The following is a 26,026-nucleotide window of genomic DNA, read 5'->3' as shown; positions in this document are numbered from 1 at the left end:
CCCACAATCATAACTCGTTTATATCAAAAACTTCAAGAAGCATATTCTCACCATCTTCAGAATATATTTTTACCAAACTACAAATTTGGTTCATCAAATCTTTAAGTTCATTTTCATTTTTGGCTGTTCCAAATACCCTCAACACAACTTGCTGTAATGTACCAACTGCTGATTCAGGTACCCTATCCCCTTCCCAGTATGTGGAAACAACATCAAGTACTCCTTTTAAAGAAATTACTTCAGAAATTCCGTTTATTTTCCCAATGATTCCAGGTTTCGACAAAAAAGTCATATTGAAACCATAATCCCTATAATTTGGATATAATAGTGATACCATATCTTTTTCATGCATACTCCCAGTTAATGAATAATTTATCATCATTTCTAAGGGATTAACATTATTTAAACTTGAAATAATTTTATATTCTAAAGATCCTGTTAATCGGTAACCCATCTCATAAAATATACAATTTTCAGTATCAACAAAAGTTTGAATAAATATCATGCCGTTATGTATCCCCATTGCTTTAAACATTTCAACTACTTTCGAATTTAAATTTTTTTGATAATTTGCTAAATTTTTCGATGGAAAAATATATGCAACTGGCAATGGTATAATATTATTTCCATTGTGTTTTACGTATCTGTCACCCATAGAACTAAGAACTATTTTTCCATTTTGTACTAAATAAAATATAGTGGCCTCTTTTGATTCAACATACTTTTCTATAAGAACATTCTTACGCTTAGAAAAAGATAATGCTTTTTCATAATTTTTTATTAATTCTTCCGAATCTTTACATATATAAATACCTCTTGCACCACTATTGTCCACAGGCTTTACCAATACAGGATATTCAATATTAGCAATATCTTGAATTTTAAAAGGATATTCAATATTATATTCCTCAACTACAGGAATTTCAAAGTTACGACAGTATTTTTTAAATAATTCCTTGTTCGTAGTTATCTCCACCTGATCTTCATTAATATAACATGGTAAATTTGATTTCTCGCAAATTTTCTGATAATAAGGTAACATGGAATCAATAAATCCCGTTAATACCCCATTTATCTGTTCTTCATGTATTAATTTCACTACGGCATCAATATCCGTTGTGCTAACCATAAAATTTTTATCTGCAATTTTTTTACCGGGGGAATCTTCCAAATAATCCGTTACTATTGTAAAGACTCCTTGCTTTTTTGCCTGTTTTATAATTTCACAGGACAAGGCAGTACCACCTAAAATTAAAAGTTTTTTTCCTGTTAAATCCATTTTATCCCTTTTTACATTCTATTAAAGGTTATCCAAAAGTAATTCTATGATATAATCCATTTCATTTGTGCCATACCTCTGATCACAGGGCAATGGCAATATATTTGAAGCATAATCATATTCAATACTTCCGTATGGCATGTTTTTTAAAACATTTGGCCAAATTGTTGGAATATATACTCCATTTTTAATTAATACTTGTTTAATTTTAGAGCCATTGCTTATATACAAGGGATATGCAAAAGCACCCTCCTGCGTTTTTAACTTTAGTTTATTAAATTTATTTAATTTACTTTCAAGATATTTGTAATTATTATCCCTAATTTTAATAACATTATTGTAATCAATAGCTTTAAGGATATTATGTGTTAACTTTGACATTGACTTAATTGGTTCCAAATTAAACGATTCTTCATTTTTTTGGAATTCACAATAATATTCGGAAGCTGTTTCTTCATAACGTCCCAAAATATGTTTCATTCGATTATTTGATATATCCTGCGGTAATAAATCTTTAAGTCGTGATTTTGTTGATAAATAAGCTCCATCGGGCACTCCAAAAAATTTCCTACAGGTGTATATCATATCGATACCCACAATAGGCTTTTTAAAAAATGCTTGAGCATTGTCTACGATAATATTTTTGTACCGCCATTTATAATCTTTAAAAATATTGTTATTTAGTTGACCATAATAATTAACAATATATAAATACTCCCCATTTTCCAAATTTTTTTCAAAAATTGGATTAAAATTTTTATCTATATTGTAAAAATCATATGATATTCCTGCACATTTCAAAGTTTCAGGAATACATTCGCATAAAAAATAGGGAATATATATTTTTTGAATTTTTTTAGCTTTAATTAAATATAAAAGAGCATTTCTACCCGTATTTAATGCAACAACATTATCATGATATTCAGTACCTGTGAATTGTTCCAACCCAAAATAACCGCCAATTTCCACCATAAGACCACCTAATAAATATCATATTGTTCCAACATGAATTTTACCTCATCAACGGAATTAAACATCATAACATCAATAATCGATAAATTAGATATGAACTTATTCTTAAACTGATTATACTCAAAATCACGCGTTTTTAGAAATTTAAGTTCAATTTTTTGATTCAAGAAGTCATCCTTAGAGTATAACTCCTTACCACCTATTGCATTATAATAACTATCTGCATTAAGTAGTTTGCATATCTCTATGACTTTTTTTTGACCTTTTAATTCATTATTTTTAACAATATCTGATGAAACAATTATTTCAGTATCTATTTCTAAATATTCGCAAAGTTTTAGTATGTTATATTCCAAATATTTCGCCAAATTTCTTTCATTATTACATATAATATTTTTTACCACTGGAAAAACTGCAGAAAAATATGGTGATTTTTTATAATTAAGTTCAATCGTCTTTAACAATTTTTTATTAAATTTACCATCTGAGGATAACTCTATTTCGTTTATAAGTTTGTTTGGGCTTGCACCAGCCATTTGTAGATTTATCCACCTACTTTCACCATTTATTAAAATTTTATTACGGTTTACCCAACCACCTTTAATAAAGTTAACGTCATCATAAATCAAATATTTGTCCACTGCATTTATTAATTGCCAATAGCCAATATATGGAAAAAAATATGGTTGCATGATCCCTATCTTCAAACTATCCCATCTTAAATTTTATATATGTTCACAATTATGTCCTCATTACTGTATAAGAACACTTCAATAATAAACCATTATGTTTACTTAATTTACGGTCCATTATTTACTTAATTTTAATAAAGAACATATTACGTCTATAAAATAATTTATTTCTTCGATTTTTAAAATTTTACAAAAACCAGTATAAAAGCCTATTCCAATGACGCATTGAATTATCATTGTTGTTAAATTATTACACGGAATTACCCCAATAAATCGTACTAATATTCCACTAATCACCACAATAATAAATACTGGAAATATATCTATAATCTGCATTGTTGTAGAATAATTTATTAGTTTTCCAGAATAATAAGAATTTATAAAATAAGAAATAAGTGAAACAACCACTAAGGCCCAAAGTAATCCCATAATTCCAAGTTTAAAAAATAACACTAAAAATATAGAGATTATTCCTATTATCTTCTTAATTATTTCTAAACGTAAAAATAAATCTGACCTACCTTTTACCTGAAGCATGTTAAGGTTAATTGCATGTAATGGATAAAACATTCCCGAGATACATAATACTTGAAAATAAGGTACTGAAGGAACCCATTTTTCCCCAAAAAGTAGCGGTATTAATGAATCAGCAATTACTAAAAGACCAATCATTAACGGAAATGTTACAAAAACCGTGCTTTTTATTATTTTTTGATATGTATTTTTAAGAACTTTTTCATCATCAGAAATGCTACTTAAAACAGGGTAACTTACTTTTTGAATAGCGATGGTTATTGATTGAGATACTCCATCCCTAAATTTTTGGGCGTTTGTATAATAACCTAATTCCGATGCAGAAAAAAATCTCCCTATAATTACATAGTATATATTTTTATACAGGGTATCAATGAGTCCTGAAACTAACAATCTCGAACCAAAACCAAATAACCTTTTAAAAGAATCTTTATTGAATGTTAATGAGGGAATCCAGCGATTTGTTAAACATAACAGTAGTGACTGGATAAAATTTAGTGTTAACATCGCAATAACTAAACTCCAAATACCAAGTCCCGAATATGCTGAAATTATTGCTGCAATACCCGATAAAATAGATGAAATAATGCTTATTTTTGTTTGAACTTTGAAGTTGATTTTTTTAATAAGAATAGTTCTTTGTATCAGCCCAAATGAATTTATTATAATAACTGATGAAAGAACCCTGAGTATTGGGATTATTTTTGGTTCACCAAAAAAGCTACTTATTGGAACCGCTAAAAAATACAACAAAATATATAAACCTAAAGACATTGCTAAATTAAAATAAAACACTGTTGAATAATCTTCTTGAGTAGAATTTTTTTCCCGAATTAGTGCATTGCTAAACCCGCTGTCAACTATCGATTGTGAAACTGCAATAAAAACCGTAATCATTCCTATTATTCCAAAATCACCTGGGAGTAGCATTCTCGCTAAAAAAATTTGAATTACAAATTGTATTCCCTGATTTGCAGCCAAATCGGAAAAACTCCAAATTAATCCAGATATAGTTTTTTTCTTTAACGCAGCTTTTTCCATTCTTTCAACATTGGTTTATAAGTTAATACACAATTATTAAAATTAAATTTTAAAAAATTTCTTCAAATTTTTTAGATATACAGATAATATCTGGTCATACCCGTTAATTCCAAATACTGTAACTATCAGTTTCTGTATTTGCTCTAAGTTTCCAAGACGATAATTTTCAAAAACAAAAAAATCCATTTTACATTCAGATGAAAATACAAACTTAAAATGTTCTTCATATTTATCCATGAAATTACTGAGCTTGAATTTTTCTGGAAGTCCCAGATCTTCTTTTTTAATTATATTACTTATTACGATATCTTCCAAAATTTCAGAAAGATCTTTTTTGTAGTTTTCTTGACAGTATATGGTATTTTCAGTATTGTATCCCAATATTCCCACAGGTTTACACCTGGAAACGTCTAAAGCAATAGTCAACACATTTTCGCTTGCAGTTATCCTTGCACATCCTGCGCTGCCTATTGCAACATCTATTATTTTAAATAATCTTTTAGGTATCGGATATAAATATCCGGTCATGATTACATTAAGATTATTAATTCCAGCAACTTTTTTCTTAAGATCTTCTTTAATATATTCATTATTTTTATTTACCGTATCCCCAACAACTATAAACTGTATATTTTTGTTAGAATATTGTTTAGCAAATTTTACTAGTTCATCAAATACATAAGGAATATATTCTTTATCCAATCTTGAAATACAGCCAATATTTATTTCATATTTGTCAATACCATCAATAAGTTCATTTTCGAATTCATCAACCACATTACCACAAGCTGCATTTAAAACATACTGTTCTTCCTCAGCAATACTCGTACCAAATAATAATTCCAATGATTTCTTATGTATCCCTGCTAATTCACGCCTTTTATGTTTAAATTGAAAAAACAATGTTTGCGATGGAGATAATTTTCTAAAATACTCGTCAACCAAATAAATTATATGCTTTGAATTTATTTTTTGTGCAATTAATTCCCCCCACATTGCAACATTTGGATTTAATGATTCGATAATAACTTCGTCACATTCACCAATATCTGTAGTTATTTTTGAAATTATATTATTCCTACGGTTTTTATTTATTACAAATGGTGACAGCCTTAGTTCTTTTATTATATTTTTTTGATATTCTCCAAATTCCCGAATATACAAAGTTCCCCTGTCAAAATAACTGCATATCTCCACAGTATATCCTTTTTCTTCCAAAAATTTCTTTTTATTTCGTAAGTATATTTCAGCTCCACCGATATTGTAAATTGTTCTCGTGAGTATAATATATTTTTTCATAGGGACCTACCAACTAAATTAATAATCAAAATCTATCTAAATACCAGTTTACCGTGTATTTTAGTGCTTTTTCAAACCCCCATTTTGGAGCCCAACCAAGATTTCTCATTTTTGTAGAATCAAGTGCATATCGCCTATCGTGTCCAGGCCTATCTTTTACAAACTCGATTAAACTTTCGGGTTTATCTAACTCGTTTAAAATAAATTTTACAATTTCAAGATTCGTTTTTTCATATCCTGAACCAATATTGTAAACTTCACCATAATTTCCTTTATTAAATACTGTATCTATCCCAGTGCAGTGATCTTCCACATATATCCAGTCACGTACATTTAAACCGTCACCATATATTGGCAATTTTTCGTTTTTAAGTGCTTTTTTAATCAGTACTGGAATTAATTTTTCAGGATATTGGTAAGGGCCAAAATTGTTTCCGCAGTGCGTTATAAATGTATTTAAGCCATATGTCCTGTGATAGGCATTTACGAGTAAATCACTTCCGGCCTTTGTTGCAGAATATGGAGATGACGGGTCTAACCTGTCTTCTTCTTTAAAAAATCCGTTTTCAGTTGAACCATATACTTCATCTGTTGAAACGTGCAAAAACTTATCAATTCCGAATTTTCTTGCACATTCTAACAAATTATATGTTCCAAAAATATTTGTTTTTACAAAATTTTCAGGATTTTTTATCGAATTGTCAACGTGACTTTCTGCTGCAAAATGAATTATGGCGTCAATGTCGTTCATTGCTCTTGAAACATCTTCTTCAGAACAGATGTCTCCTTTGATAAATTCCATTTTTTCTGAAACTTCAGCTAAATTTTCAAGATTACCTGCATAAGTTAAATTATCCAAAACTGTTATTTCGTGATCGTAATTTTGAACCATGTATCGAACAAAATTACAACCAATAAATCCTGCACCGCCTGTAACTAAAATTTTCATTAAAACACCCGTTATTCATTAGATATTCTTTCGAGATATTTACCATACTCTGTTTTTAATAATGGTTCTGCTAGTCTTAAAAGTTGTTTTTTAGAAATCCACTTATTTCTATAAGCTACTTCTTCAATACAACCAATCATAAGATTCATTCTTTTTTCTATTACGTGAATATAATTACTTGCGTCTAAAAAGCTTTCGTGAGTTCCTGCGTCAAACCATGCAACCCCTCTTGAAAAAATTCTAACATTTAACTCATTTTTTTCCAAATAAACATTATTAACATCAGTTATTTCAAGTTCCCCCCTATCCGATGGCTTAATTGACTTTGAAATATTTATAACGTTATTATCATAATAGTAAAGCCCGATTACTGCATAATTTGAAGGAGGATTTTTTGGTTTTTCTATAATTCGGATAACTTTTTTAGTATCATCAAACTCTAAAACACCATATCTTTCAGGATCATTTACATACTGGCCAAAAACAATTGCCCCGCCATTCTGTTCGACATATTCAGAGGATTTTTCTAAAATTCCAGTTATACCACCACCATAGATGATATTGTCCCCCAAAATTAAACATACACTATCTGAACCAATAAACTCTTCCCCGATAATAAATGCCTCTGCTAGTCCCTTTGGTTCTTCCTGCTTTGCATAAGCGATATTCATTCCCAACTGTTTTCCATTCCCAAACAATTTTTCGTATGCTGGCAGCGCCTCAGGAGTTGAAATTATTAAAACGTCTTTAATTTTACTGAGCATTAACACAGAAAGTGGATAATAAATCATTGGTTTATTAAATAATGGCATTAAATGTTTATTTCCTGCATAAGTCATTGGATAAAGCCTCGTTCCACTTCCACCGGCTAAAATAATTCCTTTCATCGTTCACCACTCCTATTACTTATGTTCAATTCTTTCCAATAGATTTTCTCAATTATAAATTTTTTAAATCTTTTACATAAAACCAAAATCATCTGGGAAAACTCTTGGCTCAACTAAAATTACTTCTGGAATTTCTAAATTTTTAAAAATAAACGGCAATATTTCACCAGATTTTTTATAAAAATTATATGCTAAACATATATATTGTTGACGATTTTTTACTTTAAACAAAAAAGAAAAAATTAGATTCTATCAATTATTGCAGTTAGGATTATTTTAATCGCCTTTAAGATTCCTTTGATTATATCCAAAATAGAATCATTCTCTTCGACAATTTCCGTTTCTTTTACTGCATAATATCCAGATTTTGTAACATTTAGCGTTATCGTACCATCTTTTAAAACATAATTTGTATTTACCCAGCCTTTTTTGGAATCATAATAAATTACTTTTAAATTACTCTCCAAATTAGAAACATCAATTTCAAGAGTTAGCGGAACACTAAACTCGGAATCTTCCGGATAAATTACATAAGCCAGTTTTGTTTCTGGAAGTTCTATTTCTTCGATTTTAATATCTCCACTCGTGCTAATTTCAGTTCCATCACTTACAGTAAGAAGTGCAGTGCCTACATTAAATATCATTGTACCTGATACTATGTTTTCTTCTTCTGAAACTTCATTTGAAGTAGAATTTTCATTGATTTCAGAGTTAGTATTTTCAGAACTTGATTCATTTTCAACTGCATCTTTTGAATACGTTAAATAAACAATTTTTGTATTTTTATTACCATATTCATCTTCAGCAACCATTTTTAACGTATTTTTACCTTCAATCAAACTTAATGTTCCGGTAAAATATTTCCCGTTCTTGCTGTACGTCAATTCTTTATTATTCAAATAAATATTAAAATCAAAATCTGAATTATCAGTAACCGCAATATTAAAATCTATTGAATTAGCCGCATATTCTGATTTTAACGGTGCTAAAACTTTTATTGTAGGTGGTGTAGTATCCTCCTCGGTAGTATTTGTGGTTGGAACTACCGGTGCAGGTGTTGTTCCCTGAACAGTTACCTCTTTTGAAACTCCGCCAATAGTTAAATAAATCGTTGTTCCTTCATCTATCGAATCCGTGCTGTATACATATTCAAAATTTCCATTCTCGTCAGCTTTAATTTTTGTTGATGCATAAACTTTTAAATTAACCGATTTTGAAGTATCTTTTATTTTTCCGCCTATTTTTATATCATATATTCCTTCTGGAACGTTTGATTTAGAAACAATTGCTTTTCCAGAAGAATCTGCATCAGCACTTATTGTAACCCATACTCCCATTTTTATGCTCACATCTACGCCTTGGACATTTTCTGCTGTAACCTTAAAGTTGTTTGGAGGTTCTGGAATATCCACATCGTACAAAAGAGCCCCGTAATACGGCTGACTTATTATCGGGTTTATTTCAAACCATGCACTGCAGGAAACTTCCTCATTTGGAGTTGCTTTTCCCGTTAAAATTATTGTATCTCCAACTTCTGGATTTTCAGGTGATATTGTAACATCTGAAACCGCGTTGACGGATGAAATTATAAATAAAATAGAAAGAATCATGAAAATTTTTTTGAACATTTATAATCACCAAAATAATGAAAAAAAGAATATTATAGATATTAAGTTAACCTGCAAGACCATACTCGACCTGATCGAGACCAACTATTTCTTTATTAGAAATGTCATAAACAATTCCAATTATATATACTGTTTCGCCACTATCGAAATCCACTGTGAATGATTTCGTAACGTTGCTGCTTGTTGTAACATCCGTAAATGCAACACCTGCAGTTCCGTTAGTAAATGCAGCTTCGAGGATATCTTGTACTGCTGATGCATTTAATGAAACCAATTCTGAATTTTCAACAATTTTTGCAGAACTTTCGTCACCAATTAGCGTTACATTGATGTTTTTATCTGCTGTTGAAGTTCCTTCGATACTTAACTTAAACGAATATCCATCTTCAGTAATTGCCATTACACCGTATCTAACATCGTTTGAAGGTGTTTGATTTAGCAACATATTTACTTCAAAAGTATCTGTTGCAGGGTTAAATCCGGTTACATTAACTGTTAAATCGTATTTCAAATATTCAAATCCGCTGAATCCTAAAACTGTTGCAGTTGTATCGATTGTACCGTTGCCAAGTGTTACAATAACAATATTTTCCCCGTATGAAGCAGGAGTTATTGTAAAGTCTGCATCACCACTGCTATCGGTTGTAGCCGTTGTTTTAGCAGTAGTATTAAGCATTGAAATAAATGTATCGGCATTTCCATTTAACAAATCATTCATTGCATCTCTAAATTCCTGCCTATCAGTTATTACGTGTGCAGTAACCTGTTTATTTGCAAGAAGACTTGAACCATAGAATGTCGCGTTCAAATCGGAACCATACGTAATAGCTCCATTAGTTATAGGATAAATTATATTTAAACTGTCACCGGTTCCTTCATAAGTAATGGATACGTTTCCGGATGAACCGGTATAGGATTTTGTTGCCAAATTTGTTGCTATCGTGATTTTTGGAAGAACTATATCGTCTTCACCAACAATTTTTAAATTGTTTCCACCAGTTTCCGAAGCAGAAACGTCTGCAAATTTAACTTTTTCTGTTCCATCAACTGAAATTACAGTGTATTTTTGAACGGTAGTTGTTGTGGACGAACTTGATGATCCACCGCCTCCGCCACCACCCGTGCTTGGAATGGTAGTAATTATCGTTGCACCGTCTGCTGATGCGGCTTCAGAAATACTTTCTGTGACATTTTCGTCATCTGATATGATATATAATTTTTTTGTAACCGTTGTAGTTTTTTCAACAATTTCATCAATTATATCTTCATCTTCACTAAATACAACCACAATCGAACCAGCACTTCCAGCGGAATAGAGTGATGCTGCATTCATTAATGAATCATCAGAATATCCAGGATAAACAATTGCAGCAATTGAGTCAGATATACTTGGATTTAGTTTTGAAGCTATAGATAATCCTGCTTTAATAATATTTTTAGTAATCCCGTTTACCAAATTTGTTGTTGATGCAACATGCCTAACCACGTTTGTGATTTCTGCAGGAACATTATTTCCAAGAACAATTGCATTTTGAATAGTCATTCCATTCAAATACGCTGCAACATTTTGGTAGTTATCTGGTGCAAAATATAATATTGGTGCATTGAAATTTACTGCCCCAGGAATAATATTTTCATCGAATCCATATACAATTACAAGATTGTTCAAAGATTCAGGTTTTTCTTGAGCTAATCTTTTTAATAATTCTAATGAGGTATCTACCCTATCAGCACCCCATACACGTTCAACAGTATGAACCTGTTCTTTTAATTGGCTTTCCACGTTCTCGCTTATCGCATCTGGTCCACCAATCATTATTACTTCGTCAGAATATTTTACAGCATTTTTTGCATCATCCGAGAGTTTATCTCCGGGAGTGTATACAAATTTATATCCCATTTCTTTTGCATATTGGGCAGCTAAAACTGCATCTGCGGGGGTTGATGCAATAACTGCTATCTCGTTACTTGTTGCAAAACCCATTGGAATTGCAGAAAGTAATAGCAAAATTGGGATAAGAAAATTAATAATTTTCATGAAATCCCTCCATCTCAATAAAAAATTTCCAATAATTTGGATAAATATATTTAAGTTATGCACTTTTTAAGTATATATAATTACGTCCAGTCTAAAACGGCAATGTTTAGTTTTAAACTAAGTAAGTTATTGTCTTTTGCATCCTGAAGCTTTTTTGGGATATTTTCATTTGAACGATTATCTTTGAACAGGAAAAACCACATCTGGTAATCTCCAGAATTATTTATTGAAAAACTGTAATTATTCTCAAACTGGGGCTCCCAATCTCCTTCAACAATCAAAGGTTTTGGTTCAAGGGTAACTGAATAATTATCAAGCAGTACCGAACTGTTAATATCCATTTTAGATGAATTGCCAATTTCTGACGCTATAAGCCATGTTTCCCCGTAATATGTAACATTTCTTCCCTCGTGGTTTACAATCCCGATTGTTAAATAACCGGTTTCACCAGAATAAAGTTTAGTCGGGTAATCATACGCCATATTATTTTTTCCAAGTATATAAAATTCAGAAAAATATTCTGACTGTTTTGGATGTTTTATAATATATATAACGCCCATTATCGACATGATTAATACTACAAGCAAAAAACCAGTTACTACCTTGTTTACGTCGTTTTTATCCATAAAACCAGCCTATTTTATTATTGTATATATCTTGTTTAACACTATTACAGCAAAAATTCCTGCAAAAATATATATTATAATTTTTAAAATATTTTTATTATCCCTTGAAATTAAAAAATCCCCGATTTCAAGGAATATCAAGGTCCCAATAAGAAGCAGCGTCATATACAAATCTAACGAAGGGGATAATAGAGCTGTAAGAATTATCCACGCCGTCAGTGCAATAACCATCAAGTTAATTTTTTTCATAACTTATCCCAGAGCATGATATTTAGCAGTTTTAAGTTCAACAGCAGTAAACTCCATATATTCCTCAGATTCCAAAAATTCTTTGATAAAAATTGGAATACCTTTTGATTTTGATATCGTCAGAAATATTGAAGAAATTACGGGGGATAAATAATAGAGTTTTCCAAAGTTTTCAAGTTCACTACTTTTGTAAAGTTTTATTTTTATTTCATCATTTTTTTCTTCAAAATCGATGTCAGAGGGCAAATCCATAGAACCAAGTGCAGATTGTACAACTGAAAAAACAGTATTCATGTCTAATCCATGAATGTTCCCCTCGGAACGTTCCTCATATATCTTTAAAAGACCAAGCCCGATTGGAGGATTGATTAAAACTCCCATTTCATTTGACGCGTTGGGATTTGTTATAAAAACCATATTTTCATCAAATGCGGTTAAATTTAAGCTAAATTTATCGTGGGAAGGTACAAAAATCCCCCCATTTTCTAAATTTTCAAAAGGTGGAACATATACTGGATTTCCACTTAATTTTAAATTTTCAAAAATTTTCTTTAAAAATTCAGTATTTGAAGAAAGCACAGCTTCGTAAATCGAATAATCAATTACTTTTTTGGGAATTAACGTGTTTAATATAACAAAAATAAATAGTCCTGCAATACCCAAATTTATAAAAGATATAATTGAGTTAGAGATACCATAATAAATAATACTTATACTTATTAAAATAAGGAATAATCCTAAAATTGTGTTTTTTGAGATTATGATATTTTCACCCGGGAAAGTTACAAAGCTGAGAACCATGAATCCGTTTAAATCAAAAATATTGTTCATTATATTTATAGTATTTTTTTTATTTTCTTTTCCTGTAGCAAATGCTGAAAATATAAATACAGAAAATTTAGAATCAGACGATACATACGTTTACAGCTATTTTAACACATTTCTAAAAGACTACGAATCTACAATTAACCACATGATTCAAAACAATAATACATTCATTAACGAATCCCAATTAATTTTTCAAAAAACAGTTCAGTTAAATTTGGAAATTACAGAATATACTGAAAATGGCATGACCACGCCTGCAAAAACAGTAACTCCCCCATTTTACAATTTTTCAAAAAATTTAAAAGAAATAAGTTATTTTGTACAGGATTACGATGAAAATCTCAAATTAAACACCACAAATAACCAGTATTTTGCAAAACTTGCTGCTTTAAGAATAATTGAAAAAATAGATCTGATGAGAAATAATTTAGACGATATTAAAAACATTTCAGAACTTAAAAAAGATAACGAGACACTGGTATTTGATACAGGCGATGTTGAAACAAGTTTATACTATTTAGAACTAAAAATGATAAATAATATCGAAAAAATTGGAAATGTATCTCCGACGTCTAATTTAACAATTCATATTTCACCTAATAATCCAACAATTTATAAAAATGCATTAATTTATGGAACAGGTCAGAATGGAAATGCTACCATTGTAATTACTGGACCAAAAAACACAAGCGAAAATATTCTTTTAACAAACAATTACTATTCTGAAATTCATTCTTTTGAAAAAGCTGGAACATACAACCTGACACTAACCCAAGGCCATAAAAAATCAGAAACTATTTCTGTAAATGTATCAAAAATTCATACTGACTTAATTGTAAAAAGTTACTTTGAATTTCCTATTTTAAAAGAAAACACAATAACTGGAAAAGTAATTGATTCTGATGGCAGCCCTGTTGATTTTGGAACCGTAATCTTGGGAAATGAAACAATACCTGTTGAAAATGGTACTTTTAAAACATATATTTATTCAGATTTTGAAAAAATAGAAAAATTTACATTAAACTTCATTGAAACAGAAAAATATATGCCCACTCAAGAAAATATCACCATAAATTTCGTAAAACCCCCGTTAAATATTCAAATTTACTCTGAAAATAGAAAAATCAGTCCGAACCAGTCCTGCATAATTACTGGAAATTTTGAAGGAGATAATTCCGATTTAAACTTGAAATTATGGGTTGATAATAACCCCGTTGAAAACTTTAATTCAGATAATTCATTCAAAAAAGAAATATCTTTTGAAAAAGCAGGTAATTACACGGTATTTGTAACATTTGCAGGAAACGAACAATACAGGTATTCAAAATCCAATGTTTTAACTATTAACGTGGTGGATAAAAAACCATTAATAACCACAATTTCTCAAAATATCAAAGTTAACTGGAAAATATTACTTTTAGCATTCATAATCCTAATTTTTGGAACTAAAATCCCAACTTTAGTTAAAAAATACAGTACGCGTAATGAAAACATCTCCAAAAATAACATGGCAGAAGTTACCGATAGAGTTTCAAGCGATGTTTTTGAAAAAGTAATTCCTTCAGCAAAAACGATTACTTCACAATACCAAAAATTATACCGTAAACTTACAAAAAAATACAATATCGTTTCAGAATTAACTCCAAACGAGCTTTTAAACTGTGTTTTAAAATTTAACCCTGAAATATATCAGGATTTACAAATTATCACCGATATTCACGAAATAGCAGTTTATGGTGAAAAACACGTGGAAGATTCAACAGTTAAAAACTTCTACGAACTTATTGAACATGTAATGGAGAATGTATAATGGAAAAATACTTTAAATATTTAATAATTGCCCTTTTTGGAGCAGTTCTTATATCCCTTCCAGCAGGAACTCCAGTTATAAAATCATTTAGTGAATACAGCAGTTTTAACACAGACTGGAACGGGTGTTCAAACTTTACAAAACAGCTTTATGATTCAAAAATTACAATAACCCCAATATACTCCCCATACGATAATTATAACTTTGATAAAAACGGTGTTTTATTTATAATCGGCCCACGATTGGATTTTACAGATTATGAAGTGAAGAAAATCCACGATTTTGTTAAATCTGGAAACACACTTGTTGTTGCAGATGACTTTGGAACAGCAAATCAAATTCTTGAAAAACTAAACATCTCGGATAAATTTACAAAAAACCGGTTAAACGACATTTTTTACATTTCAAATGAAAACTTAATCGAATACAGTGTTTCCGAAAACTACGGCGGAGGATACCTCGTTACAGATATTCCAACGTATACCTCAAAAGAAGGAGTAATTACTGCAAGTAACTTTTCAACAAAGTCAAACCTTGCAACTTTACCGTTAATTTCTGAAATAAATTATGAAAACGGAAAAATAATATTGATAGCTGACCCGGATATATTCATAAATGGATTGTATGAATATAACCAAAATTTCTTAAAAAATTTTATTGAAAAATTAAATCCAAATCAAGTCTATATCGACGAAATACACCACAAAGACTTTGAATACAGTATTAGCATTTTTTACATTGGAAAAACTGTTTCAAAAGAATTAGTTTTAGGTATATTACTGATTGTAATCTGTTTATCTCAACTAAATAAAAAGCTATATATCACTGCAATTAAAAAACTAATTTTAAAATTTACAAAACAAAAGCCAAAAAACGAAAATGAACTACTTGAAAACATTTCGAAAAATCAGGGAATTGATTTAAATGACCTGAAAAGGGTAATTAAAAACATTAAAGATGGTAATAATGGAAGGAAAAGACTTACTAAATAAAATTCAAAAAGAAATGGAAAAATGCGTTGTTGGAAATGAAGACATAATTAAACTTCTTTTAATCTCAATGCTTTCAAAAGGCCATATTTTATTAGAAGGAATGCCCGGGCTTGCAAAAACCACGATAGTTAAAAACTTTGCAAAAATTTTTGGTCTTTCCTTTTCAAGAATCCAGTTAACACCCGACACCATGCCAAGTGATATTATTGGCGTTTATTACTACAGTGAAAAGACAAAAGACTTTATAATCAAAAAAGGGCCTATTTTTGCTAACATATTGCTTGCAGATGAAATAAACAGGACCCCGCCAAAAACACAGTCTGCAATGCTTGAAGCAATGCAGGAAGGTCAAGCCACTGTTGAAGGAAATTCAATAAAACTTCCAGAACCGTTCATATTAATGGCTACAATGAACCCAATTGAATACGAAGGAGTTTACCCACTTCCAGAAGCCCAGTTGGACAGGTTCATGTTTAAACTTAATTTAGAATATCCTAAAAAAGATGACGAAATAAATATGCTGAAAAAAAAGTATGCAAACTCTTTTGGAACCGTTAATTCGATTATTTCATCAGAAGAATTAAATGAAGCATTTGAACAGGTACAAAAAATTAAAGTAAGCGATAAAATATTAGAATATATCTACGAAATTGTAAAATTAACCCGTACCAGTGACAAACTTTTATACGGGGTATCCCCAAGAACATCGGAACATATTTTGTATGCATCAAGGTCTTTAGCTTTTTTAAATGGGAGAGACTACGTAATACCTGACGATGTTAAGGAAGTTTCAAAATACTCGCTCATGCACAAAATTAAATTAAAAATTGACTACGAAATTGAAGGTATCACAAACAGCGACATTATTAAAGAAATACTCGATAATGCTGTTGTTGTTAGATAATAGGGATAATTAATGGAAAAAGGGGAGTTTTTAGCATTTGTTTCTATCCTGCTTTTTTTAGAAGGATATTTCTTTGTAAACATTTTATCAGCACTGCTTGGTGTAGGTATTTTATCATCTCTTTTGATTTTAAAACTTTCATTTGAACCAGATTTTGAAATTGAAGTTCAAACCTCAAGTTTAGAGTTTACCGAATCTGAAACATTAGATATTATTTTAAAAATTAAAAATAAGTCTAAATATCCACTAAAGATTGGATGTATACCAAATAACAGCAATTTTACATGGGAATCCAAAAGTACAACGATTTCACCAAAAAATATTGGAAATATTTTCATTTCCCTAAAATCCAAATCAAAGGGGAGTTTTTTAATAAATGAAATACCGCTGAAAATTTCAGATGTTTTTGAGATGTTTGAAAAAACTTTTGAATTTAACACTTCCCTAACTATCACTGTTTATCCATCGAATGAAAACATAATAAAAGGAATTAATACAAATAATCATGAAAAAATTGGAAAAGAAATGCTTTCATCCTCCAAAATAGGACAGAGAACATTAGAATTTGATTATTTAAGGGATTATACTCCAGGAGATCAGTTTAAGCATATCGACTGGAAATCATCCTTAAAATCCATGCGTTTAATCTCAAAAGAATTTGAAAAAGAAATCGAAGGAGAAATATCTGTTTTGGTCGATGTTAGTAAAAATTTCCTGAAAGATTTTAGCGGTGGAAATAACAAAACAGATTACGTAAGCATTCTAACATTTCAACTAATGGCAAATATAATAAAAAATGGTTCAGCTAATATCTTGTTTTTTAATGAATCCGGACTTGTAGATATTCAAAAAAATATTAAAAGTAGCGAATCATTAAAAAAATGTATTAAAAATAAACTAATTCCAAGAAAAGGTAGCCCGTATATTTTAAATTCAACCAGCCAATTTTTTGAAAAAACCGCATTTTTAAATATCGTGAAGTCTTTTTCAAAAAATTCGCCTGAAAAATGGTTATCTATTGCAAAACATATAAAATCAAACAGTACTGTACTTATCATAACAGATACGTACAGGTACAAAGAATTGGTAATGTTAAATAATGAAATTATCAAAACAAAATCAAAATTATATATTATTTCCCCAAATCCATTTTTATTTGGGATTAACGAATTGACTGAAGAAACGATTCCAACAGTATATAAATCGTATGTAAAAAGAGAAAAAAATATATTAAAACTAAATAATCTATGCCCTACAATAGATGTTGGCCCAAATGATTTGGCAGATTATATAATTGGTGAATTCAAGTGAAAAACACTACATTAACTTCAATAATCGCTGCAATTGTCGGTGGATTATATTTTGAAACATTTTTCCCAGTTATACTTATATCATTTTATATTCTTGATACACGGTTTAAAAATAGTTTTTTGTTTCTTTTTTCAATATACGTGCTCCTTTTTGGATATTTTTTTAACCCGTTAGATTCTTCAATCTTGTTAATAGCAGCGATGATAATAATTCCCCATTTAACAGTATTATATGAACTTTTAAGTGGGATTGAGCAAAAATACGCTAAAATAGATATAGTTATAGTAATTTGCCTATTTCTCGGAATAATTTATAAAGAGGCATTCTTATTTGGCAGCTTATTGTTGTTAACCACAAGGTTTAAGAATTATTTTAGTAAAAAAATAGCAATATTGTTAATTCCGATAGTCCTTTTCGCGTTAGTTCTCATAAAATATAGCGATATAGTAAACCAGAATATTATCTACAAAATTATGGTTGTTATAGGACTTGGAATATGTATGTATTCATTTTATTCATATTTAAATCAGGATCAGGCGATATAATGGAGATTTCAATCATAGGCACGGGATACGTTGGTTTAATTCAGGCAGTTGGCCTTTCAAGATTAGGTTTTAATGTTACAGGAATTGACATTGATGAGAGAAAAGTGAAAAAATTAAATAGTGGTATAAGCACGCTTTACGAAGACTGCTTAGAAGATGAATTAAAAATAGTTGTAAAAGAAAATTTAAAATTTACTTCGTCTTATGAATCAGTGTATACTGCTGATGTTATTTTTTTATGTGTTGGAACGCCCCAGGACGATTTTGGAAACGCAGATTTAAAATTTTTATATTCTGCAGTTGAATCGATAAAAAAACACATCGATGACAAACCAAAAATTTTGGTGATCAAATCAACTGTACCTGTTGGAACCTGTCGAAAAATAAAAGAAAGCTTAAAAGGTTACCCTGTTGAAGTTGTTTCAAACCCTGAATTTTTAAGAGAAGGTATTGCATTTAAAGACTTTTTTGAGCCTGAAAGAATAGTTCTTGGATTTGAAAACCCTGAAAATAATAAGTCAGTCACAACATTAAAAAGAGTTTACGAATATTTTGAAAAAAACGGTGTACCATTTGTAATTTCATCGTGGGAAACTTCGGAATTGATAAAATATTCATCTAATGCATTTTTGGCCGTAAAAATATCCTTTATAAACGAAATTTCACGATTAGCAGACACAGTTGGTGCAGATATCAAAACCATAGGAAAAGCAATGGGTCTGGACAAAAGAATTGCGCCTAACTTCTTAAATGCAGGTATTGGTTACGGAGGGTCCTGCTTTCCAAAAGATGTAAAAGCACTTGGTAAACAGTTTGAAAGTTTTGAACTTGAACCAAAAATAATAAATGCAACTGAAAGCGTAAACCAGACCCAAACTACCTGGTTTTTTGAAAATAAAATCAAAAAATATTACGGGGATATTTCTGGAAAAACTTTTGCAGTGCTTGGGCTTGCATTTAAACCAAACACAGACGATTTAAGAGAAAGTAAGTCTATTGAACTTATAAACCTTCTTTTAAACAATGGTGCAATCGTTAAAGGTTACGACTACATTGAAAAAGCAAGGGAAAATACTATTAACAAATACACTCTTTCTGATTCCAAGTGTATGGGATACAGCCTTCACATTCTTGATGAACTAAAAGATACAGTATTTAATGCAGACGGTATCATAATCGCCACAGAATATGATTTCGATAAAGAAGACTGGTCAGAAATAAAAACTTTAGTTAACAACCCTGTAATTTTTGATGGTAAAAATGCAATGGATTCTAAAAAATTAAAAACTTTAGGGTACACTTACTTTGGAGTTGGAAAAAATTAACTTTAAATTAATCCCTAAACTTTTTTGGTGTAAAAATGATTTTAAGTATAGATATAGGTTCAACCACTACCAAATTCGTGTTGATGGAAAATAACGAAATAATCGACTACGAAATAAATGATTTTGGAGTTGTAGTTGAAGAAAGTGATGTTTTAAAAATGGTTGAAAAATTCAAAAATGGAAGAAACATTACAAAAACTGTCGCAACAGGTTACGGAAGGCATAAAATTTCTTTTGCGGATAAAGTTGTTCCAGAAGTAATTGCCCTTGGAAAAGGTGCAAACTACTTTTTTAAAGATGCTGATGGATTGATTGATATTGGAGGACAGGACAGCAAAGTTCTAAATATAAAAAAAGGTCAGGTTTTAGATTTTATCCTTTCTGACAAGTGCGCTGCTGGAACTGGAAAATTTTTAGAAAAATGTATTGATATTTTAAATTTAGATAAAGAATTAAACGAATATTCCTCGGAAAATTACGCAAAAATATCTTCAATGTGTGCCGTTTTTGCAGAAAGTGAAATAATATCCCTTCTTTCTAAAAAAATACCCAAAGAAGAAATTATAATGGGAATTTACGACAGCATTTCAAATAGGATTGTACCGATGGTTAAAAGAATGAACCTTAAAGACATTGTATTTAGCGGGGGAGTTGCTAAAAACAAAATCTTAATAAGTGTACTTGAAAAAAAACTTGGAAAAACACTTCTCGTTCCAAAAGAACCACAGATAGTATGCGCTGTTGGAGCTTGCCTGATGGCATCTGAATAATCTCTTTTTTGTTATACCCTTTTGGTTAGCTTAAATATATATAGGCAATTTTAAAAAATTTATACTGTACATTTATTTTTAGAGGGGGTATAAATGAATGGGGAATTTTTTCTAATTTTAATTGTAAGTCAGGTCGTTTTATGGATTTTTGCATCCAAATTAGGGCTTGGAAAATCTGTTTCTTTTGTTTTTGGGTTCATATTATTAATAACCGCTTTTTACAGGTTTTTATATATCGACCCATTAAATACTGCGGTGATTTATCCTGAAAATAATTTTGAAATTATAAAAAATGGAATTATTAACTGCAAATTATCTTTAAACGAGTTTTTAACTATCGCCATCATCCCATGGATTGGAATTTTGTATAATTCGTACTTTCCAAAACTAAAACGTATAGAAATTTAAATTTATCAATCAAAACCTTTTTTAATTTTTAAAATTTTTTTAAAACCTACAATTTTAAACAATTTCATCCAAAACGTACATTAATAAAAGGAATTATCACTAAATTTTTCTAATTTCCTGTTTTAGTATTTACTAAATTAATAGATATATTTATATTTTATAAATAAAACCTTATAGATAAGGTAAATTGGCATCAAATACCGTAGATATTAGTAAATCTAATAATTAACCTTCAATTAAAAATGGTGAAAATGATGGAAGAATTGAAAGCCATAACAAAAATTAGCGAAGCATTTGCAAACAGAAAAAATGAACTGTACGGTCAAAAAGACGAAGGAAGAAAAGTATTTGGACTATTTTGTACATTTGTTCCAACAGAATTAATTTTAGCAGCTGATGCAATTCCTGTAGGGCTTTGCGGTGGAAAAGAAGTTACAATACCTTCTGCAGAAGAAATTTTACCAAGAAATATATGTCCATTAATAAAATCATCTTTTGGATTTAAAAAAGAAAAATCATGCCCTTACTTTGAAGCTGCTGATGTCGTTCTTGGAGAAACCACTTGTGATGGAAAGAAAAAAATGTTTGAACACATGAGTGAAATGGTTAAACTCCACGTAATGCAGTTACCCCACTTTAGAGACGATAGGTCCGCTAAAATGTGGCTTGCAGAAGTTGAAGACTTAAAAAAATTAATTGAAGAAGAAACAGGAAACGAAATAACTGAAGAAAAATTAAAAGAAGCTATTGATAAAGTAAATAACATAAGAAAGCTTTTCTACAGAATTTACGAACTTAGAGCAAATACTCCTTCACCGATAAACGGAAAAGACTCGTTAAAATTATTCCAACTCGCATATCTTTTAGACGTAAATACAATGGAATCCCTTCTTGAAGAATTAGTGGCTGAACTTGAAGAAAGAGTTAAAAAAGGAGAAGGATACACGGGAAAAAGAATTTTAATTGCGGGCTGCCCAATGGTTGCTGGAAACACGAAAATTCCAGAAATCATTGAAGATGCAGGAGCAGTTGTTGTTGGGGAAGAAAGCTGTACAGGAACAAGACAGTTTGAAAACTACGTTGAAGGATACACAATTGAAAAATTAGCTGACAGGTATTTTAAAATCCCTTGCGCATGCAAATTCAGCAACGAAGAAAGAATTGAAAGAATTAAAGAACTTGTAAAAGAACAGAATGCCGATGGAGTTGTATATTACACCCTCCAGTACTGCCACACGTTCAACGTTGAAGGTGCATTAATTGAAAAAGAACTCAAAAAAGCAGGCATTCCAGTTATTAGAGTAGAAACCGACTACTCAGAAAGTGACAAAGAGCAGTTAAAAACAAGACTTGAAGCATTTGTTGAAATGATTTAATTTCCCTAAAATACTTTTTTAAAATATTCAAAATCTTTTATTTTTTTGAAGTTCTTAAAATAATAATTCAAAAATTTAAAATAATTTAAATGTAATAATCTAAACTGTAAATTTTAAAAGGGGATAATTCATGGTTAAAAAACTTGTTATTGGAGTTTTTTGCTTGTTATCTATCCTGTTACTATGTGGATGCACAGGAACAGATAGTGGAGACCAAGCACTTGACGAAGTTGATTCTGGTAATGAAAATATTGTTTCAGATGGTGCAGAATACATCGGTACATTTTACGCCGCAAAAACTGACGATTCGTTGAAATTTACATTAATTTTTAACGATGCGGAAAATAAACTTGTAACTGCGACAGGCACTGCAAAATTAATAATATATGACGACTACAACAACAAAATTTTTGAAAAAGAATACGTTGTTGACCCGTCAAAAGCCGGGGCTAACAGTAAATATACACTTGTAGTTTCATTAGACGATATTGAAAAAGGAATGACTGATTCAGGATACGCTGAAGTGATATTTACTTCAGAAAGTGGTAAAGTAATAAATAAAATTGCAAAATCAATTCAGGTTCCATACTACACTGAAGAAGAAATTTTAAACATTTCTGAGCAGGATTTCCTTGAAAATGCCGTTAAAAGTGGAGATTCATTTGAAATCGATGACCTCAAGATAACTGCTTTAAGAAGTGGTTTCTACACAATTTATGGGGAAAAAACCAAAAAAATATTCCGTGTAGATATTAAAATAGAAAACAGATACGGACAGCCAAAAGACTTCACCCCTTCAGAAGTTATGGTGTATACCAAATATAACGAGTACCCATTCACATCAGGCGGTTCTTTGAACAATATTTCTAAAATTCCTGCTCTTGGCACTGTAGAAGGCTACTGGCTCTTTGAAGATGTTCCTGAGGATATAGATGAACCAAGAATATACTTTAAAAATGGAAGGGACACTAATGGAGAATGGAAAATATTTGATTTCGATCTCGAATAATTATTTAAACTATTTTTTACTTTTTTGTTTTAAAAGATTTTAAGTGAAATTATGAAAATTGCATCGCTTTATTCTGGCGGAAAAGATTCTGCTTATGCACTATTTTGGACCCTAAATCAGGGCTGGGATGTCGAATATCTTGTAAATGTGGCTTCAAAAAATAAAGAGAGCTACATGTTTCACATCCCGAACGTTGAATTAACAGACCTCGTTTCAGAAAGTACTGGAATTGAAATGGTAAAAGTAATTACCAAAGGTGAAAAAGAAAAAGAACTCCTCGATTTACAAAAAAATCTTGAAAAACTTGACATTGACGGCGTTGTAAGTGGTGCTCTTGCAAGCGAGTATCAAAGAGCACGAATTGACCACATCTGTGAAGAAATAGGTATAAAATCATTTGCACCATTATGGCATAAAAATCAGGAATTGATTTTAAGAGATACCTCAAAATTCTTTGATTTCAGGATAGTTAGTGTTGCAGCTTACGGACTGACTAAAAAATGGCTTGGAAAACGAATTGATGAAACAAATATTGACGAATTATTGAAAATAATGGAAAAATATCAAATCAACAAAGCTTTTGAAGGTGGAGAAGCTGAAACTTTTGTATTCGATGCTCCATTTTTTAACAAAAAAATAGAAATTTTGGATTATGAAATTACGTGGGACGGAATTTCTGGAAGCTATAATATAAAAGATGCTGAACTTGTCCCAAAATATTAACTACAAAAATTTTTGCTATTATTTTTATTTAAAATTTATAACTTGCTAACTATAAAATTTTGATATAAATATATTTAAATTTATAAATGTTTTGTTGTGAAATAAAAATGGTGAGTCCGGGGAGATTCGAACTCCCGATCACCGCCGTGTCAGGGCGGTATCATAGCCAACTAGACCACGAACTCACTTTAATACTATAAAAAGATAATTTATTTAGTATATATATTTTTCTATTATTCATAAGTATATATGGATGATTTAATTGTTTTAACTTAATTACTATCATCCACGTACTTTTTATCATATTTATCCTTATTTTTATGAGAAACGCTGGTTATATAGGCATTTAAACCGCCTGCAATTGCAATAACCTTTTTATTACCGTGGAATACTTTCTCACTGAATATTTTTTCCCTATCTTTTGCTTCCAAAGCATAATTTACCATTGCTTTTCTAAAGGAACATAAATTATCTTCAACGTAGTGTGTTGAAAGGTTTCCCTTTAAAAAATTATCTTCTTCGATAACTGCCCTGTGGAAGGGTATATTTGTAATTATCCCATGAACCATGTATTCGGAAAGTGCTCTTTTCATTCGTTCAATTGCTTCTTTCCTTGTAAGTCCGTATGTAATTATTTTTGCAACCATCGAATCATAGTACGGCGGAATTTCAGCCCCACCAAATACACCACTATCAAGCCTTACACCAGGACCTCCTGGAGACCTATAGTATTTAATTTTTCCAGGGGATGGAACAAAATCATTTATTGCATCTTCTGCATTTACCCTACATTCGATTGCATGGCCCCTAAACGTAATTTCGTCTTGAGTGTATGATAATTTTTCTCCTGCTGCAATCTTTATCTGTTCTTTTACGATATCAACACCAGTAACAACTTCAGTTATCGGGTGTTCTACCTGAACTCTCGTATTCATTTCGAGGAAATAGAATTCGCCCTTGCTGTATAAAAATTCAACAGTACCTACGCTGTTATAATTTATAGCTTTAGCAGCTTTTACAGCCGCATTTCCCATCCTTTCTCTCAACTCTTCAGTCATAATTGGAGAAGGTGATTCCTCAATTAATTTCTGGTGTCTTCTTTGAATTGAACATTCCCTGTCCCCAAGGTGGATTATATTTCCAAATTTATCTGCAACCACCTGTATTTCAATGTGTCTTGGTTTTTCAAGGTATTTTTCAATAAATACTGTAGAATCACCAAAAGCACTCTGTGCAATGGATTTTGTAGACTGTATTGTATCAACGAGTTCTTCTTTATTGTAAACCACGTTCATTCCAATACCGCCACCACCTGCAGATGCCTTGATAATTACCGGATATCCTATTTCATCTGCAACTTCGATTGCTTCATCTTCGTTCTCGATTGGTTCTTCCCGTCCAGGAAGAACTGGAACTCCTGCTATTTTCATTGCTTTCTTAGCATTGATTTTACTACCCATAACATCAATTGCGTTTGTTGGGGGCCCGATAAATTCAATACCTCTTTTACCACATTCATCTGCAAACTTTACATTTTCGGATAAAAATCCGTATCCTGGGTGTACTGCATCGACACCTGCTTTTTCAGCCACTTTTAAGATTCTTTCAATGTTAAGGTAGCTTTTTGATGCAGGAGGCTCCCCAATTGGATAACATTCATCTGCAAGATTCCTATAAAGTGAGTGCTCGTCAGCTTCAGAAAAGACTGCAACAGTCTTTATTCCAAGTTCTTTACAGGCTCGAATTACCCTAACTGCAATTTCTCCCCTATTGGCTATCAATACTTTTTTAAACATAATATTACCTTCGGAATTGCTGTGTTGTTACATAA

The 26,026-nt window shown here is 30.7% G+C and carries 24 protein-coding genes and 1 tRNA gene; 11 read left to right on the top strand and 14 right to left on the bottom strand.

Annotation, left to right across the window (positions count from 1 at the left end; genetic code table 11):
- Positions 1-7: 7 nt before the first annotated feature.
- From ACS5L2_RS01020 to ACS5L2_RS00965, 12 genes are all read right to left on the bottom strand, one after another.
- Positions 8-1,279 carry an ATP-grasp domain-containing protein gene (locus ACS5L2_RS01020; protein WP_459201911.1) on the bottom strand — a complete coding sequence of 424 codons (1,272 nt, stop codon included), beginning with the start codon at positions 1,277-1,279 and terminating at the stop codon, positions 8-10.
- A 21-nt stretch (positions 1,280-1,300) separates the two neighbouring features.
- Positions 1,301-2,251, bottom strand: a complete 951-nt coding sequence (locus tag ACS5L2_RS01015) for a hypothetical protein (RefSeq protein WP_459201910.1) — start codon at positions 2,249-2,251, stop codon at positions 1,301-1,303.
- An 8-nt stretch (positions 2,252-2,259) separates the two neighbouring features.
- A complete protein-coding gene (locus tag ACS5L2_RS01010) occupies positions 2,260-2,958 on the bottom strand; it encodes a WbqC family protein (RefSeq protein WP_459201909.1) in 699 nt (232 codons plus the stop codon).
- A 102-nt stretch (positions 2,959-3,060) separates the two neighbouring features.
- Complete coding sequence (locus ACS5L2_RS01005) at positions 3,061-4,518, bottom strand: lipopolysaccharide biosynthesis protein (RefSeq protein ID WP_459201908.1); 1,458 nt, start codon at positions 4,516-4,518, stop codon at positions 3,061-3,063.
- A 42-nt stretch (positions 4,519-4,560) separates the two neighbouring features.
- Positions 4,561-5,817, bottom strand: a complete 1,257-nt coding sequence (locus ACS5L2_RS01000) for a hypothetical protein (protein WP_459201907.1) — start codon at positions 5,815-5,817, stop codon at positions 4,561-4,563.
- A 25-nt stretch (positions 5,818-5,842) separates the two neighbouring features.
- Positions 5,843-6,766 (bottom strand): dTDP-glucose 4,6-dehydratase, encoded by a 924-nt coding sequence (gene rfbB, locus ACS5L2_RS00995; protein ID WP_459201906.1) that lies wholly within the window; start codon positions 6,764-6,766, stop codon positions 5,843-5,845.
- Between the two features lie 11 nt (positions 6,767-6,777).
- Entirely contained in the window at positions 6,778-7,653 is an 876-nt protein-coding gene (gene rfbA, locus ACS5L2_RS00990; RefSeq protein WP_459201905.1) for a glucose-1-phosphate thymidylyltransferase RfbA, read from the bottom strand.
- A gap of 242 nt (positions 7,654-7,895) precedes the next feature.
- A complete protein-coding gene (locus tag ACS5L2_RS00985; RefSeq protein ID WP_459201904.1) occupies positions 7,896-9,281 on the bottom strand; it encodes a hypothetical protein in 1,386 nt (461 codons plus the stop codon).
- A gap of 46 nt (positions 9,282-9,327) precedes the next feature.
- Positions 9,328-11,319, bottom strand: a complete 1,992-nt coding sequence (locus tag ACS5L2_RS00980) for a TIGR04279 domain-containing protein (protein WP_459201903.1) — start codon at positions 11,317-11,319, stop codon at positions 9,328-9,330.
- Between the two features lie 80 nt (positions 11,320-11,399).
- Positions 11,400-11,945, bottom strand: a complete 546-nt coding sequence (locus ACS5L2_RS00975) for a DUF1616 domain-containing protein (protein ID WP_459201902.1) — start codon at positions 11,943-11,945, stop codon at positions 11,400-11,402.
- 9 nt (positions 11,946-11,954) lie between these two features.
- Complete coding sequence (locus tag ACS5L2_RS00970) at positions 11,955-12,194, bottom strand: hypothetical protein (protein WP_459201901.1); 240 nt, start codon at positions 12,192-12,194, stop codon at positions 11,955-11,957.
- Between the two features lie 3 nt (positions 12,195-12,197).
- Entirely contained in the window at positions 12,198-12,995 is a 798-nt protein-coding gene (locus ACS5L2_RS00965; protein ID WP_459201900.1) for a hypothetical protein, read from the bottom strand.
- Here ACS5L2_RS00965 and ACS5L2_RS00960 point away from each other — a divergent pair.
- The 11 genes from ACS5L2_RS00960 to ACS5L2_RS00910 all read left to right on the top strand — a co-directional run bounded on the left by ACS5L2_RS00960 (position 12,994) and on the right by ACS5L2_RS00910 (position 24,195).
- The gene (locus ACS5L2_RS00960; RefSeq protein ID WP_459201899.1) at positions 12,994-14,832 is read left to right on the top strand and encodes a hypothetical protein; all 1,839 of its coding nucleotides are present in this window, start codon (positions 12,994-12,996) and stop codon (positions 14,830-14,832) included. The genes ACS5L2_RS00965 and ACS5L2_RS00960 overlap by 2 nt on opposite strands.
- A complete protein-coding gene (locus tag ACS5L2_RS00955) occupies positions 14,832-15,824 on the top strand; it encodes a DUF4350 domain-containing protein (RefSeq protein WP_459201898.1) in 993 nt (330 codons plus the stop codon). Before ACS5L2_RS00960 ends, ACS5L2_RS00955 begins: the two co-directional genes overlap by 1 nt.
- On the top strand, positions 15,799-16,728 hold the full coding sequence (locus ACS5L2_RS00950; protein WP_459201897.1) for an AAA family ATPase: 930 nt from the start codon (positions 15,799-15,801) through the stop codon (positions 16,726-16,728). Before ACS5L2_RS00955 ends, ACS5L2_RS00950 begins: the two co-directional genes overlap by 26 nt.
- Positions 16,729-16,740: 12 nt before the next feature.
- Positions 16,741-18,039 carry a DUF58 domain-containing protein gene (locus ACS5L2_RS00945; protein ID WP_459201896.1) on the top strand — a complete coding sequence of 433 codons (1,299 nt, stop codon included), beginning with the start codon at positions 16,741-16,743 and terminating at the stop codon, positions 18,037-18,039.
- Positions 18,036-18,584, top strand: coding sequence for a hypothetical protein (locus ACS5L2_RS00940; protein ID WP_459201895.1), 549 nt, complete (start codon positions 18,036-18,038; stop codon positions 18,582-18,584). The genes ACS5L2_RS00945 and ACS5L2_RS00940 overlap by 4 nt, the downstream gene beginning before the upstream one ends.
- Positions 18,584-19,909, top strand: coding sequence for a UDP-glucose dehydrogenase family protein (locus tag ACS5L2_RS00935; protein ID WP_459201894.1), 1,326 nt, complete (start codon positions 18,584-18,586; stop codon positions 19,907-19,909). The genes ACS5L2_RS00940 and ACS5L2_RS00935 overlap by 1 nt, the downstream gene beginning before the upstream one ends.
- A gap of 35 nt (positions 19,910-19,944) precedes the next feature.
- Positions 19,945-20,679, top strand: a complete 735-nt coding sequence (locus ACS5L2_RS00930; protein WP_459201893.1) for an acyl-CoA dehydratase activase — start codon at positions 19,945-19,947, stop codon at positions 20,677-20,679.
- Between the two features lie 93 nt (positions 20,680-20,772).
- Positions 20,773-21,087, top strand: a complete 315-nt coding sequence (locus tag ACS5L2_RS00925; RefSeq protein ID WP_459201892.1) for a hypothetical protein — start codon at positions 20,773-20,775, stop codon at positions 21,085-21,087.
- Positions 21,088-21,341: 254 nt separating this feature from the next.
- Positions 21,342-22,463: a double-cubane-cluster-containing anaerobic reductase gene (locus tag ACS5L2_RS00920; RefSeq protein WP_459201891.1), complete on the top strand. Its 1,122-nt coding sequence runs from the start codon at positions 21,342-21,344 to the stop codon at positions 22,461-22,463.
- Between the two features lie 130 nt (positions 22,464-22,593).
- Positions 22,594-23,472 carry a hypothetical protein gene (locus tag ACS5L2_RS00915; protein ID WP_459201890.1) on the top strand — a complete coding sequence of 293 codons (879 nt, stop codon included), beginning with the start codon at positions 22,594-22,596 and terminating at the stop codon, positions 23,470-23,472.
- 51 nt (positions 23,473-23,523) lie between these two features.
- Positions 23,524-24,195, top strand: coding sequence for a diphthine--ammonia ligase (locus ACS5L2_RS00910; RefSeq protein WP_459201889.1), 672 nt, complete (start codon positions 23,524-23,526; stop codon positions 24,193-24,195).
- Between the two features lie 108 nt (positions 24,196-24,303).
- Here ACS5L2_RS00910 and ACS5L2_RS00905 read toward each other — a convergent pair.
- Positions 24,304-24,380: transfer RNA gene (locus tag ACS5L2_RS00905), tRNA-Val, on the bottom strand.
- An 87-nt stretch (positions 24,381-24,467) separates the two neighbouring features.
- On the bottom strand, positions 24,468-25,991 hold the full coding sequence (locus ACS5L2_RS00900; protein ID WP_459201888.1) for an acetyl-CoA carboxylase biotin carboxylase subunit: 1,524 nt from the start codon (positions 25,989-25,991) through the stop codon (positions 24,468-24,470).
- Between the last annotated feature and the right edge of the window lie 35 nt (positions 25,992-26,026).

Source organism: Methanococcus mangrovi (genome assembly GCF_054506835.1).
This window is presented reverse-complemented; position numbering and strand designations above follow the sequence as displayed.

Excerpts from the sequence above, each read along its gene's own strand:
- ACS5L2_RS01020 (WP_459201911.1), bottom strand. The coding sequence starts at position 1,279 with ATGGATTTAACAGGAAAAAAACTTTTAATTTTAGGTGGTACTGCCTTG.
- ACS5L2_RS01015 (WP_459201910.1), bottom strand. The coding sequence starts at position 2,251 with ATGGTGGAAATTGGCGGTTATTTTGGGTTGGAACAATTCACAGGTACT.
- ACS5L2_RS01005 (WP_459201908.1), bottom strand. The coding sequence starts at position 4,518 with ATGGAAAAAGCTGCGTTAAAGAAAAAAACTATATCTGGATTAATTTGG.
- ACS5L2_RS01000 (WP_459201907.1), bottom strand. The coding sequence starts at position 5,817 with ATGAAAAAATATATTATACTCACGAGAACAATTTACAATATCGGTGGA.
- rfbB (WP_459201906.1), bottom strand. The coding sequence starts at position 6,766 with ATGAAAATTTTAGTTACAGGCGGTGCAGGATTTATTGGTTGTAATTTT.
- rfbA (WP_459201905.1), bottom strand. The coding sequence starts at position 7,653 with ATGAAAGGAATTATTTTAGCCGGTGGAAGTGGAACGAGGCTTTATCCA.
- ACS5L2_RS00985 (WP_459201904.1), bottom strand. The coding sequence starts at position 9,281 with ATGTTCAAAAAAATTTTCATGATTCTTTCTATTTTATTTATAATTTCA.
- ACS5L2_RS00980 (WP_459201903.1), bottom strand. The coding sequence starts at position 11,319 with ATGAAAATTATTAATTTTCTTATCCCAATTTTGCTATTACTTTCTGCA.
- ACS5L2_RS00975 (WP_459201902.1), bottom strand. The coding sequence starts at position 11,945 with ATGGATAAAAACGACGTAAACAAGGTAGTAACTGGTTTTTTGCTTGTA.
- ACS5L2_RS00970 (WP_459201901.1), bottom strand. The coding sequence starts at position 12,194 with ATGAAAAAAATTAACTTGATGGTTATTGCACTGACGGCGTGGATAATT.
- ACS5L2_RS00960 (WP_459201899.1), top strand. The coding sequence starts at position 12,994 with ATGAATCCGTTTAAATCAAAAATATTGTTCATTATATTTATAGTATTT.
- ACS5L2_RS00965 (WP_459201900.1), bottom strand. The coding sequence starts at position 12,995 with ATGGTTCTCAGCTTTGTAACTTTCCCGGGTGAAAATATCATAATCTCA.
- ACS5L2_RS00955 (WP_459201898.1), top strand. The coding sequence starts at position 14,832 with ATGGAAAAATACTTTAAATATTTAATAATTGCCCTTTTTGGAGCAGTT.
- ACS5L2_RS00950 (WP_459201897.1), top strand. The coding sequence starts at position 15,799 with ATGGAAGGAAAAGACTTACTAAATAAAATTCAAAAAGAAATGGAAAAA.
- ACS5L2_RS00945 (WP_459201896.1), top strand. The coding sequence starts at position 16,741 with ATGGAAAAAGGGGAGTTTTTAGCATTTGTTTCTATCCTGCTTTTTTTA.
- ACS5L2_RS00935 (WP_459201894.1), top strand. The coding sequence starts at position 18,584 with ATGGAGATTTCAATCATAGGCACGGGATACGTTGGTTTAATTCAGGCA.
- ACS5L2_RS00930 (WP_459201893.1), top strand. The coding sequence starts at position 19,945 with ATGATTTTAAGTATAGATATAGGTTCAACCACTACCAAATTCGTGTTG.
- ACS5L2_RS00925 (WP_459201892.1), top strand. The coding sequence starts at position 20,773 with ATGAATGGGGAATTTTTTCTAATTTTAATTGTAAGTCAGGTCGTTTTA.
- ACS5L2_RS00920 (WP_459201891.1), top strand. The coding sequence starts at position 21,342 with ATGGAAGAATTGAAAGCCATAACAAAAATTAGCGAAGCATTTGCAAAC.
- ACS5L2_RS00915 (WP_459201890.1), top strand. The coding sequence starts at position 22,594 with ATGGTTAAAAAACTTGTTATTGGAGTTTTTTGCTTGTTATCTATCCTG.
- ACS5L2_RS00910 (WP_459201889.1), top strand. The coding sequence starts at position 23,524 with ATGAAAATTGCATCGCTTTATTCTGGCGGAAAAGATTCTGCTTATGCA.
- ACS5L2_RS00900 (WP_459201888.1), bottom strand. The coding sequence starts at position 25,991 with ATGTTTAAAAAAGTATTGATAGCCAATAGGGGAGAAATTGCAGTTAGG.